Below are 12,114 nucleotides of genomic sequence, written 5' to 3'. Positions count from 1 at the left end.
GACAGTGATCGGCGGGCGCGCCCTTTGGGAGGCCCTGCGCCCCGCGGCCGCCCCCGACCGGTCCGCCCCCGGTGTGCCCGACGCCCGGGGCCCGGCCCGGCACCTGCTGCTCGGCTTCCTGTGCACCGCCGGAAACCCGAAGGTCGGCCTGTTCCTGACGGTCTTCCTCCCGCAGTTCCTTCCGGCGACGCAACCGTCGGCCGCCGCCCTGACCCTGCTTGCAGCTGTCTACCTGACGATCGGCGCACTGTGGCTGCTGCTGCTCACCGAGGTCGGCGTGCGGATCATGACTGCAGACAGGCCGGCCGGCCGGGCGGCGTTCACCCCGCTCGCCGCCCGACTCGGCAACGGCGCGGCGGGCCTGGTCATGCTGGGACTCGCACTCACCCTGCTGATGCGGACAGCGGCCACCTGGTGAGTGCACGGCCTTGTGCCCGCGCGGGTCTCCCGGGCCCGCCCGCGGCCGCCCGCCACGGCACCGGGCCACTCACACGGCCCGCATCCGCCTCCCGCCCGAGGCGCTGAGGGATCCACCGGCCGGTCACACCACCACCGGGCGGCAGCTCCGACAGGGGCGGTACCCGGCCACCCGCGCCGCGTCCACCGAACCGAAGGGCACCCGGTGCCGGTCGGTGATACGGCGGGCGTGCGCGCACGTCGGATAGCAGAAGATCCGCGTGGTGTCGCTACCCAGATAGCGGGTGCCGTCAGCCGAGAACCGCGTGAGACGGTCCTCGTCGACGCCCTCGTGCGCGCGCAGCCGGCCCACCAGATCCGGCGGCAGCCCGCAGTCCACCGGCCGGCCGGTCTCGTCGCCGACCCGGTGGACCGGGATCAGCACCGGGGCAGGGCTGGCCCGCACCGCCGCCAGCACCTCCGCCGCAGTGGCTTCCGGCAGCCCGGCCTCCCGGCCCAGCCAGCCCACGGGCCGCAGCTGGCCGCGCGGGATGGCCCGCACCGCCTCCAGAACCCGGCGCTGTGCCTCCGGCAGGCCGCCGTAGTCGTACCGCAGCGTCCGGTCGCGACCGGTGCGCAGCGCCCCGACGACACCGGGCAGCGGCTTCGCGGTGGGCAACGCGCTCCGGCCGGTGCGGTGCAGATGCGCCTCCTCGAACGCATCCGGCCCGGCGTACCACTCGACCGGCGCGGAGCCGGTGACCGCCCCCCGACCGTAGGCGACGAACAGCCTGGTGACCGGGCCGTCGACGGTGGCGTAACGGTCGTACTCCCGGTCGGCGACCCCGGCGCGCTGCATGATCCGGATCGCCAGGTCCGCCGGCATCGCCACCCGCAGAGCGTCGAGGCCGGGCGGAGCACCCCCGGTGATCCCCGCGGCGGACGCCTTGGCGGTGTCCTCGCCGTTCACCGCACGTCGCGTCGCGCGGTCGGGTCCTTCCGGCCCGCCGCCGGACCCGGAGTGGAGCCGGCTCATCCGATCACCTCCCCTTCCGCCAACTGAGGTTTGCCGCGCAGCGCGGCCAGCCCTCGCGACACCTGCGCCTTGACGGTGCCCACGGGAGCGTCCAGCAGTTCCGCGACCTCCGCGTAGCTCAGCTCGCCGATGTGCCGCAGCACCACCGGCAGCCGGTGGTGCTCGGGCAGCTCGGCGAGGGCGGCCACCAGTCTCTCCCGCTCCCACGTGTGCTCCGCCCGGCGTTCGGGCCCCGGCCTCCCGTCCTTGACCGGCAGTTCCTGGACGTCGACCCCGTCCTCGGCGGCCGGCCGCCGGGTCAGCGTGCGCACGTGGTTGCGCCACACGTTGGTGCCGATCGCCAGCAGCCACGCCCGCGGCCGCAGAGCAAGCCGCCGCTCGGGCGGGTAGTCGCGCAGCGCCGTGTACGCCCGCAGGAACGTGTCCTGGACCAGGTCTTCCACGTCGCGCGGCCCACCGGACAGGCGCAGCAGCACCGCGTACACGGCGCCGCCGTGGGTGCGCACCAGCTCCGCGAACCCACGGTCGAGATCTGCCGCGAGCAGCTCGGTGACCGGAGGAGGCATGTCGTCCATCACCCCTGTCAACACCGCCCCCCACCGATCGGTTGCGCCACCCACGTCGCCCTGCGGCGACGGCGTAGCCGCGACCGGCCGCAGCCCGTGTGCCGCTCGAGTCGAACCTCACTCACCGGTACCTCGCCGATTTGCCGTCGGCATCACGGCGTGTGACCCGGAGCCTTCGCACGACACCGTAGAGGACCGACCGCGGCCGGCCGGGGCGCACGGCTACGGCCGCCTCCCCGGAACTCTCAGCTGCCCTGCTGCGAAGGCCTCCGCTTCGGCGAGGTACCGCGCCACCGGGCCCAGGGTCAGCATGCCGCTGGTGGCACCGGCGTGCTCCGCGCGGGCGTTGCGCAGGGCGGCGGTGGCGCGTGAGGCGGTTGCGCGCTCGCCGAGGGTCACGGCGGCGCGGGCGGCCAGGCACCAAAGGGCTTCCTGCATGTGGTCGCGTGGTGGTGCGGGTGCCGTGGCGAGAGCGGCGCGCGCGTCCTCGTCCCTGCCCTGGGCGAGCAGCACGAGGGGCCGTGTCCAGGGGGCGTACGGGCCCCAGTCGAGCTGCGGGTCGGTGGGCGCGGGCCGGTCGTGAAGCAGACGGAGTCCGAGGAGGGCGAGGGGGAACAGGCCGCGGTGGAGGCCCGGCATGCCGGCCGGCCGCAGGGCGTCCTCGGCGGCCCGGAACTCCTCCGCGGCCGCCGCCGCGCTCGGCCCGCCGGGCTCGGCACTGAGAGCCGCCGTGACCCGGGCCCGGAACCACCCGGTGAGGACGGAGACGAGCCGCGCCTCGGTCGTGGCGGCAAGCTCCTCCGCCGCCACCGCGTGCGCGGTCGCGGCGTCGAGGTCGCCGAGGGCCGACGCCGACTGGAGGCGGACGAGCCGGCCGAGTACGGCGAAGTTCGGCAGGTCGTGCCGGGTGGCCCGGTCGAGAATCTCGGCACCGATCCGGTCGCGCACGGTCGCGAGCCCTGGGCTGGTGAACGACTGCAGGAACACTCCGTTGAGGGCGAACGCCAGCTCGGTCTCGACCCGAGCAGCGCGCTCGCCATGCCCGTGACGGTCGTCCAGCAGGACTGGGGCGCCCAACTCGGCTACGACGCCGCCGCAGTCTGGAAGGCGTGGGCCCCTGACCTGGACCACCGGCTCACCCGAGCAGGCCACTTCATGGCCGAGGAAGCCCCCGACGAGATCACGACGGCGATCCAAAGCCTGCTCACCCGCTGAGGCACTACACACGCACCGCGCCCGTGCCCGGCCGACGACCGCCGGGCCATTGGGTAATCTCGGGAACGTCGTCAACGCGGCCCGACGGGCTTCCGCTCCGCTTCGGTGGAGTCTCGAAGGACATGCCCCCACCCGCACGAGTCACTTCGTGCTGCCCGGGGGAAGTCCTTGCTGTTCCGCGCGTCAGCGAACACGGTCGCCGTCATGGCGCTCGACGGTTCGCTGTTCCTGCACCTCACCGACCAGTTCGTCCACATGCACGGCTACAAGCCCGGAGAGTCGGAAGTCCGATCCTGGAAGCGCAGCCTGCCCGTCCTGGTCACCGCGCTCACCGACGCGGGACTGGGCGACGTGGAGGTCATGCTGGAGTACGCCCTCCCGCTGAACAGTAAGCGCGCCGACGTCGTCCTCGCCGGAGTGCACCCGGGCACGGGCGAACCGTCTTACGTCGTGGTGGAGTTGAAGCAGTGGAGCCGTGCCCTGCCTCATGAGGACGACCCCACTCTGTGTCGCCTGGAGACCTACACGCATCCCGTCCTCAACCCCGTCGAACAGGTGCGTCGATATTGCACCTACCTCGTCAACTTCAACGGGGCGGTCTCCGCACACGCGGAACGCGTTGCCGGGGTGGCGTATCTGCACAACGCCACCGAGCCCCAGCTGAGCTGGCTTCGGGAGATCGAGCAGGACGGTCACGGTCTGCTGTTCACCGGTGATCGCCGCGGTGCCTTCATCGACCACCTCCGTGCTCTGCTGAGTGACCGCCACCCGGGGGCGGGGGCGGCGGACGAACTGCAGGCCGGCGCCACCGTGCCGTCGAAGCAGTTGATGTCCGTGGCCGCGCAGGAAGTACGTGACCGGGAGCAGTTCGTCCTGCTCGACGAGCAGCAGGTCGCGTACCGCATGGTGCTCAACGCGGTGCAGAAGGCGAAGCACGCCGACAGCAAGGAGGTTGTCGTCGTCACGGGCGGCCCCGGCACCGGCAAGAGCGTGATCGCCCTTCAACTGCTCGGTGAGCTGTACCGGCGCGGAGTCCCCGCACTGCACGCGACGGGCTCGCAGTCGTTCACCAAGACGATGAGGAAGGTCGCCGGTGCCCGCAAGCGAGAAGTGCAGGACCTGTTCAAGTACTTCAACAGCTTCATGACGGCCGAGAAGAACAGCCTGGACGTCCTGATCTGCGACGAGGCCCACCGCATGCGGGAGACCTCGGCCAACCGCTACACCCGCGCCGAACACCGCACCGGCAGAGCGCAGATCGACGAACTCATCGACGTGGCCCACGTGCCCGTCTTCCTGCTCGACGAGCACCAGGTCGTGCGCCCCGGCGAGATGGGAACCGTCGCGGACATCCGGGCCGCGGCGGCGAAGCGCGGCATCCCCTGCCACGTCGTCCCGCTGGACAGCCAGTTCCGTTGCGGTGGCAGTGATGCCTACCTGCGCTGGGTGGTCCGCCTCCTCGGTCTGGAGCCAGGCGGCCCGGTGCTCTGGGAACCCGACGGTCGCATGCGTCTGAAGGTCGCGGACAGTCCGCACGAGATGGAGTCCTTCCTCCAGTCGCGGCGCGACGAGGGCTACGGCGCCCGTATGTCCGCGGGTTACTGCTGGCGCTGGTCCCCGGAGCCCAAGCCCGGGGACCCGCTGCCGCTCGACGTGGTCATCGGCGACTGGGCCCGCCCGTGGAACCTGCGCGGCGACCGGGCCGTCTCCGGCGCGCCCCCCGCCGCGCTGTGGGCCACCGACCCGGCCGGTTTCGGCCAGGTCGGCTGCGTCTACACCGCCCAGGGCTTCGAGTACGACTGGTCCGGTGTCATCATCGGCCCCGACCTGCTCTGGCGGGGCGACCGCTGGGTCACGGACCGCACGGCCTCGAAGGACCCCGTCTTCAAGAAGTCGACCCCGGACACCGACGTGGACCGCCTGATCCGCAACACGTACAAGGTCCTGCTGACCCGCGGGATGATCGGCACCGTCGTCTACTCGACCGACCCCGAGACACGCGAGAAGCTCCGCGAGTTGGCCGAATCCGATCGTAAGAGCGAGGCCGCGCAGCTCTGATCGCGGTGTGCGCCGTCCGGTAACGCTCGGCATATCTAGAATCACGGAAACCGGTTGCGGCCCGACGGGCTTCCCCAGGGACATGCCCCCACCCGCACCGACGACGACCTGCGCGACTGGCGACCCCAGGCCGCGACCCGAGGCCGTCGCGCCAGCGTCAAGAAGTAGCCGGAAGCGGCTCGGCGTTGGTCTTGTAGACCGACGCCGAGCCAGCCGAATGTGGTGCCGCGGTGCGCGTCTGTGGGTGACGCCCGGCCGTCACGTGCCACTCGGCCCATACGGTCTTGCCGGGGGCGGCCGGACGCGGCGTGACGCCCCAGTCGTCCGCGAGGGCGGCGACGAGGTGGAGACCCCGGCCGGACTCGGACTCGGTATCGGGTGCCGGGGGAGTGGGCGGTGGTTGCTTCTCGGTGCGGGTGTCGGTCACTTCGACGCGGAACGTGTCCTTGGTCAGGGTGAGTCGGACGTGGAAGTCGCGGCCGGGGACATGGCCGTGGCGTACGGCGTTGGCGCTGAGTTCCGCCGTGATGAGGGTGAGCGTCCCGTTGACCGGGGTCGTGTAGGAGTGGCCCCAGTCGTTGAGGCGGTGTGACACGAGCCTGCGGGCGAGGCGGGCTCCACGCGGTGTCGAGGTGAAGCACATGCTGAACGTGTGGTCCGGTGCGGAGTGTGGTGACGGGTGCTCGTTCGGGGGAGTTGCCGAGTTCATGGGGTCAACGTTTGCGGACTGTGCGTAGCGTTGAACAGGAGTGACGCACTGACGGGTGCGGCTGTACGCGCGGGCGGTGCGGTTGTGTGCGGCGCGGGGCGTGACCGGGTTCGGGGGCTGCGCGTTGGGTGACGTTCGGTGGCGGTGACGGTCGTATGGGAGGAGCGGCGGAGTGAGTGATGAGGTTCGGCAGCCGGAGTCCGAGTTGGGGGCGGGCATGCTGCAGGTGTTCGGGCGGCAGTTGAAGCTGTTCCGGGAGCGGGCGGGGATGGATCGTGCGAAGTTCGGGTCGTTGACCGGCTACTCGGCTTCGACGATCGCGGCGTTCGAGCAGGCGAGGCGGATTCCGCCGCCGAAGTTCATCGACCGGGCCGATGAGCTGGTGGGGGCGGGTGGGGTGTTGAGCGCGAGCAAGGAGGAGGTGGCCCGGGCCCAGTACCCGGCCTTCTTCCGCGATGCGGCACGGATGGAGGCGGAGGCTGTTGAGCTGCACGTGTACGCGAACCAGGCGGTTCCTGGCCTCCTGCAGACGGAGGAGTATGCGCGGGCCATCTTCATGATGATGAGACCACCCATGGACGACGAGCTTGTCGAGCAGCGAGTGTCGGCACGCCTGGCCAGGCAGGAGATGTTGACCGGCAGAGCTGCGCCGCTCGCCAGCTTTGTCATCGACGAGGCCGTGTTGAGGCGGCCCATCGGCGGGCGGGGTGTCCTGCGCGGCGAGCTTGAGTACATTCTGCTGGTGGGGGAGCGGCGGAACGTCGAGATCCAGGTGATGCCGCTCGACCGGGAGGAGAACGCCGGGATGGCTGGCCCCTTCACCTTGATCGAAACGAACGAAGGGCGCAGGATCGCCTACGTTGAGGTGCAGAACGTGAGCCGCCTGCAGACGGAACGCGAGCGGGTCCGGGCGCTGGAGGCCAAGTACGGGATCATCCGGGCGCAGGCACTGACCCCACGTGAATCATTGGCGTACGTAGAGAAGTTGCTGGGAGAGCTATGAACGCGCATGTGCATGAGCCGTGCATAGACCAGTTGGCATGGCGCAAGAGCAGCTACAGCAGCGAGGAAGGCGGCGAGTGCGTCGAGGTCGCCGCCGGGCCCGGCAGGGTTCACGTCCGGGACTCGAAGGACACCACCCGTGTGCCACTGACCGTGGCTCCCACGGCGTGGACCGCGTTTGTCCGGTTCGCGGCAGTCTGACAGGGCCGGGCCCTTGGGCAGACCGGCACGTGCCGGTCTGCCCAAGGACCCTGTACGCCTGGTCGGGGCGGAAGACGCTGGTCGCTCACCCCGGCACTCCGGCTGCCGGCGCCCGCCTCAACGCACGAGGACGACGTCGAGTCGGCGTGGTCCGTGGACGCCTTCCACCCGGCTCAGCTCGATGTCGCTCGTGGCCGAGGGCCCGGAGATGAGGGTCAACGGCCGGGTCGGCGCCAGGCGTTGGAGCCCTTCCGGCACGGTGTCGACGATGTCGGTGACGGGGACGACGCAGACGTGGTGATCCGGGATGAGCGTGAGGAGGCGCCGGCCCTGCGCCGTTCCACCGTCGAGCACGAGGGTCCCGGTCTGGGCGATCGCGGTCGCGCACCCGGTCAGCACGCTCGCCGCGCCGTCCAGTGTTCCGGTTCCCAGCGGGGCGTCGTCGCTGTCGACCAGGACCTGGCCGTCGTACGCGGCCAGCCACCGATCGGGCACGTCCGGGGGGACGACCAGCGGCCCTTCTGCCGGGAGCAGGGCCGACAGGGTCTCGGCGAGCCCGTCCTGGCTGCTCCAGTGCACCCCGGCCCGGTAGTCCACCAGGCGGTCGGCGAGCAGTTCCGCGAGCCGATCGGGGTCACAGGTGCCGGTGCGCCGGTACGCACGTGGCACGGCCACCTCCGCCGGGCCGTCGCCGAGGGCCGAACGCAGCCGGGCGAGGACCTCCTCCCGGGCGTTCACGACGTCTCTCCCTTCGACGGGTTTCCTCGCTGTGCCTGTTCTCGCTCCGCCCGGGTGCGCTGCCACCACTCCTGGAAGGACTCCGCGGCGGGCAGCGGCGCGTCGCGCGACGAGGTCCAGGCCGAGAGCGGCCAGGGGAGATGGCGGACGGTTCGACGGCCACCGAGCAGCGCGGCGAGCGGAGCCGTACCGCGCCGGGCTGCCCTGAGCGCCCTCCCGTAGCGGCGCGGGTCGGACATGATCCACGACAGCAGGCGCATGGCGATCCGCTCGGCCGACAGCGTGTCCCGCTTGGCGTCGACCGCCCGTCCGCGCAGATGTACCAGCACATCGGCGATGTCGATCTTCACCGGGCACACGTCGTTGCACGCGCCGCACAGCGTGGACGCGTAGGGCAGGGACGCGTTCTCCCCGACGCCGGTGAGCTGTGGGGAGATGATCGCGCCGATCGGCCCGGGGTAGACCGATCCGTACGCGTGTCCGCCGGCGCGTTCGTACACCGGGCACACGTTGAGGCAGGCCGAGCAGCGGATGCAGGACAGCGCCTGCCGTCCGACGGGGTCGGACAGGGTGGCCGAGCGCCCGTTGTCCAGCAGCACGATGTGCGTCCGCTGGGGGCCGTCGCCCGGAGTGACGCCGGTCCACATCGAGGTGTACGGATTCATCCGCTCTCCGGTGGAGGAGCGCGGTAGCAGTTGGAGGAAGACCTCCAGATCGGCGAAGCTCGGCACCAGCTTGTCGATTCCGACCACGCTGATCAGCGTCTCCGGCAGCGTCAGGCACATCCGGCCGTTGCCCTCCGACTCCACGACCACCAGGGTGCCGGTGTCGGCGACGGCGAAGTTCGCACCCGAGATCGCCACCCGCGCGGAGAGGAATCGCCGTCGCAGATGTGTCCGCGCGGCCTCGGCCAGCTCCTCCGGCGCGTCGGAGAGGGTGTCGGCGGCGCCGGGCATCCGCTGCCGGAAGATGTCGCGGATCTCCTCCCTGTTGTAGTGGATGGCGGGCACCAGGATGTGCGAGGGCTTGTCCTCGGCCAGTTGAACGATCAATTCCGCCAGGTCGGTCTCATAGGCGTCGATGCCGGCACTCTCCAGTGCCTCGTTCAGGTTGATCTCCTGAGTGGTCATCGACTTGATCTTCACGGCCTCACTCGCCCCGGTGTCCTTCACCAGACCGGTGACGATCCGGCAGGCCTCGTCGGCGTCGCGCGCCCAGTGCACCGTCGCACCGGCCTCGACGGCCGCCGCCTCGAACCGCTCCAGCAGCTCGGGAAGCTGCCGGGCGACCCGCGCCTTGATCGCCTGGCCCGATTCGCGGAGCTGCTCCCAGTCGGGAACCTCGTCGACCACCTCCTCGCGCCTGTCCCGGATGGTGTGGGTGGCGTGGCGGAGGTTCTCCCGGAGCTGGGGCTTGGCCAGCTCGACCCGGGCCGCCTTCTCGAAGCGTGCCGGACCGTACAGGTGGCCCGTACCGTAGGCGTTCACGAGGCCAGTACCTCCGCGTAGTGCACGGTTCGCGGCGCCGCTCGCCGTCTGCGCAGCCCGCCGCCGATGTGGGTCAGGCAGGAGTTGTCGGCGGCGAGGACGTAGTCGGCGCCCGTGTCCAGGATGGCGGCGCACTTGTCGTGGAGCATCGCGCCGGAGACCGCCGGGTTCTTGACCGAGAACGTGCCCCCGAAGCCGCAGCACTCCTCGGCGCCCTTCAGCGGGACCAGTTCAAGGCCCCTCACATGGCTCAGGAGTTCCAGGGGCCGGTCACCGAGCCTCAGCGCCCGCATCCCGTGGCAGGTCGGGTGGTAGGTCACCCGATGCGGGAAGGAAGCGCCCAGGTCGGTCACGCCCAGGACGTCGATCAGGAACTCGGACAGTTCGTACGTCCGGGGAAGCAGCTCGGCCACCGCCGCCGCGAGCTGGGGATCGGAGTCGACGAGCCGCGGGTAGAGGGTACGCACCATGGCCACACACGACCCGCTTGGCGCCACCACCGCGTCATAGCCCTGGAACGTCCGCACGAAATGCCGGATGACGGGCATGGCCTCGTCCCGGTAGCCGGTGTTGGCGTGCATCTGGCCGCAGCACGTCTGCTGCCGCGGGACCTCGACCTGGTGTCCGAGCCGTTCCAGGATGTTGACCACTGCGATGCCGGTACGGGGGAACACCATGTCGTTGACGCAGGTGACAAACAGGGCGGTCTTCACTTCTCACTCCTGGAGCTCATGTCGCCGGAAGGCTGTTCACCGGTGTTCGGCCCGTCGGCGGCAGGGGGCCGCCGACGCCAGGCGAGCAGGGCCAGCACCCCCAGAGTGCCGAGCACCGCCACCAGCAGGCCCGTACCGATGTTGAAGCCGAAGCCGTGGGCGAACAGGTACGCGAGCGCGCCCGCGGTCAGGCAGTAGTAGGCCATCGGGATCGCCGTCTTGCGGATGAGCAGCCCCTCCCTGCCGACGAGCCCCACCGTGGCGCAGGCGGCCACCACGTTGTGCACGGTGACCATGTTGCCCGCGGCTCCGCCGACGGCCTGCGCGGCGACCACCACGCTGGGGGAGACGCCGATCTGCTCGGCGGTGGAGAACTGGAAGAGCGAGAACATGAGATTGCTGATGGTGTTGCTGCCGGCCACGAAGGCGCCGAGCGCGCCGACCCAGGGAGCGATCACGGGCCACGCCGAACCGGCGACGTCCGCGGCGCCCGTGGCCAGGGTCAGCGGCATGCTCTCCAGACCCGAGGCGTTGAAGTCGGGGCCCGAGTTGATGAAGACCCGCACCAGGGGGACGGCGAACAGCAGCGCCACCCCGGCGGCGACGATCTGACGCCCCGCCACCCGCCAGGACTCGAGGATCTCCCGGCGCTTCATCCGGTGCACCAGATACGTCAGGGCGACGGTGACCAGGAACATGAATCCGGGCAGGAAGAACGGCTGGACCGCCTGCGCGACATCCGTGCCGAAGATGCTCTTCCACTCCAGCGAGATCCCCGACAGCCACTCCTTGAGCGGGAGCTGGGGAAGCCGGGTGAGCACCAGCAGACCGGCCACCAGCGCGTAGGGGACCCAGGCCCGGACCACCGACATGTCCGAAGCGGTGGCCTTCCGCATGTCCGGCAGCACGCTGCCCATCCACTCCGGCCGCCAGCGCTCGCGGGGCTCGAAGTCCCATGACCGGGCGGGCTGCAGGAAGCCCCGCCGGGTGGCGAGCACCACGATGGTCAGACCGATGAGCCCGCCCAGCAGGGAAGGGAACTCCGGTCCGAACAGGACGGCGACGCCCACATAGGGGACGGTCATCGCGACGGCGGCGAAGAGCGCGAACGGCGCCACGGCCAGCCCCTCGCCGAAGCTTCGGTTGCCGCCGAAGAAGCGGGTGAGCATGCAGACCATGAGCAACGGCAGCAGCGTGCCGATGATCGCGTGCAGCAGTGCCACCTCGACCGCGATCCCGGACACGAACTGCGCCTGGCTGATGCCCTCCTGCCGTAGATGGGCCTCGACCCCCGGCGCACCGGCGAGCCCGTTGTTCACCCCGACGAGGATGGGCGTGCCCACCGCGCCGAAGCTCACCGGAGTGCTCTGGATGACAAGCCCCACCATGACCGCCGCCATCGCGGGGAACCCGAGGGCGAGCAGCAGCGGGGCCGCCACCGCGGCCGGTGTGCCGAACCCTGACGCGCCCTCGATGAAGGTCCCGAACAGCCAGCCCACGATGATCGCCTGCACCCGGCGGTCGGGGCTGATCTGAGTGAACGCGGAACGGATCGAGCGCAGCGCACCGCTCGCGTTGAGCGTGGCGAGCAGCAGGAGCGCGCCGAACACGATGTAGAGCAGGGTGAGCGCGATGATCAGTCCCTGGACCGAGGAGGCCAGGACGTCGGTGACCCCCACCTCCCAGGCGACGAGGGCGATGGCGACGACGAGTACATAGCCCACCGGCATCGCGTACTTGGCGGGCCAGCGCAGCCCCACCAGCAGGATCCCGACCACGATGATCGGGGCCAGGGCCAGCAGGCTGAGAACGGCCAGGTTGTCGGTCAGCACGGCACCCGCCTCCCGACGGGTGGGCGCGGAACCTCAAGCGTGCCATGCCCGGTGCTGTGTGCGGGCGGCTGTGGACGGTGAGTCGGACTATCCTTCATGGCTACCTCCCTGGTGGGGGTGATAGCCGCGCGGCCGGGCCTGGGGCTCCAATCCGAAAGCCT

General features: G+C 70.9%; 11 protein-coding genes and 2 pseudogenes. 5 read left to right on the top strand and 8 right to left on the bottom strand.

Annotated elements, in window-relative coordinates:
• A partial coding sequence (locus GL263_RS01555) for a LysE family transporter (RefSeq protein WP_228456006.1) occupies window positions 1–418 on the top strand: 418 nt, incomplete at its 5' end.
• Window positions 419–541: 123 nt separating this feature from the next.
• Here the strand turns inward: GL263_RS01555 and GL263_RS01550 are convergent.
• The 3 genes and pseudogenes from GL263_RS01550 to GL263_RS01540 all read right to left on the bottom strand — a co-directional run.
• On the bottom strand, window positions 542–1,432 hold the full coding sequence (locus GL263_RS01550; RefSeq protein ID WP_228456005.1) for an MGMT family protein: 891 nt from the start codon (window positions 1,430–1,432) through the stop codon (window positions 542–544).
• The gene (locus tag GL263_RS01545) at window positions 1,429–1,998 is read right to left on the bottom strand and encodes an RNA polymerase sigma factor (RefSeq protein ID WP_323379201.1); all 570 of its coding nucleotides are present in this window, start codon (window positions 1,996–1,998) and stop codon (window positions 1,429–1,431) included. Before GL263_RS01545 ends, GL263_RS01550 begins: the two co-directional genes overlap by 4 nt.
• A 222-nt stretch (window positions 1,999–2,220) precedes the next feature.
• Window positions 2,221–3,006: pseudogene (locus GL263_RS01540) on the bottom strand (SARP family transcriptional regulator); the annotation flags it as partial.
• A 15-nt stretch (window positions 3,007–3,021) separates the two neighbouring features.
• Here GL263_RS01540 and GL263_RS01535 point away from each other — a divergent pair.
• Window positions 3,022–3,213 (top strand): annotated as a pseudogene (locus tag GL263_RS01535) (alpha/beta hydrolase); the annotation flags it as partial.
• 168 nt (window positions 3,214–3,381) lie between these two features.
• A complete protein-coding gene (locus GL263_RS01530; RefSeq protein ID WP_182853685.1) occupies window positions 3,382–5,271 on the top strand; it encodes a DUF2075 domain-containing protein in 1,890 nt (629 codons plus the stop codon).
• 157 nt (window positions 5,272–5,428) lie between these two features.
• Here the strand turns inward: GL263_RS01530 and GL263_RS01525 are convergent, their stop codons facing one another.
• Entirely contained in the window at window positions 5,429–5,914 is a 486-nt protein-coding gene (locus tag GL263_RS01525) for an ATP-binding protein (RefSeq protein WP_182853684.1), read from the bottom strand.
• 238 nt (window positions 5,915–6,152) lie between these two features.
• Between GL263_RS01525 and GL263_RS01520 the strand changes: the two genes are divergently transcribed.
• Both GL263_RS01520 and GL263_RS01515 read left to right on the top strand, forming a co-directional pair.
• Complete coding sequence (locus GL263_RS01520; protein ID WP_182853683.1) at window positions 6,153–6,983, top strand: helix-turn-helix domain-containing protein; 831 nt, start codon at window positions 6,153–6,155, stop codon at window positions 6,981–6,983.
• Window positions 6,980–7,183, top strand: coding sequence for a DUF397 domain-containing protein (locus GL263_RS01515; protein ID WP_182853682.1), 204 nt, complete (start codon window positions 6,980–6,982; stop codon window positions 7,181–7,183). The genes GL263_RS01520 and GL263_RS01515 overlap by 4 nt, the downstream gene beginning before the upstream one ends.
• A gap of 117 nt (window positions 7,184–7,300) precedes the next feature.
• Here GL263_RS01515 and GL263_RS01510 read toward each other — a convergent pair whose 3' ends face one another.
• The 4 genes from GL263_RS01510 to GL263_RS01495 are packed head-to-tail and all read right to left on the bottom strand — an operon-like array spanning window position 7,301 to window position 11,953.
• Window positions 7,301–7,921, bottom strand: coding sequence for a LutC/YkgG family protein (locus GL263_RS01510; protein WP_182853681.1), 621 nt, complete (start codon window positions 7,919–7,921; stop codon window positions 7,301–7,303).
• A complete protein-coding gene (locus GL263_RS01505) occupies window positions 7,918–9,408 on the bottom strand; it encodes a LutB/LldF family L-lactate oxidation iron-sulfur protein (protein ID WP_182853680.1) in 1,491 nt (496 codons plus the stop codon). The genes GL263_RS01510 and GL263_RS01505 overlap by 4 nt, the downstream gene beginning before the upstream one ends.
• Window positions 9,405–10,121: a (Fe-S)-binding protein gene (locus GL263_RS01500; protein WP_182853679.1), complete on the bottom strand. Its 717-nt coding sequence runs from the start codon at window positions 10,119–10,121 to the stop codon at window positions 9,405–9,407. Before GL263_RS01500 ends, GL263_RS01505 begins: the two co-directional genes overlap by 4 nt.
• Complete coding sequence (locus GL263_RS01495; protein ID WP_182853678.1) at window positions 10,118–11,953, bottom strand: L-lactate permease; 1,836 nt, start codon at window positions 11,951–11,953, stop codon at window positions 10,118–10,120. Before GL263_RS01495 ends, GL263_RS01500 begins: the two co-directional genes overlap by 4 nt.
• Between the last annotated feature and the right edge of the window lie 161 nt (window positions 11,954–12,114).

The organism is Streptomyces durbertensis, assembly GCF_014156695.1.
GTDB classification, from domain to species: domain Bacteria; phylum Actinomycetota; class Actinomycetes; order Streptomycetales; family Streptomycetaceae; genus Streptomyces; species Streptomyces durbertensis.
The sequence above is the reverse complement of the archived record's forward strand: the minus strand, read 5'-3'. Positions and strand labels throughout refer to the sequence as shown.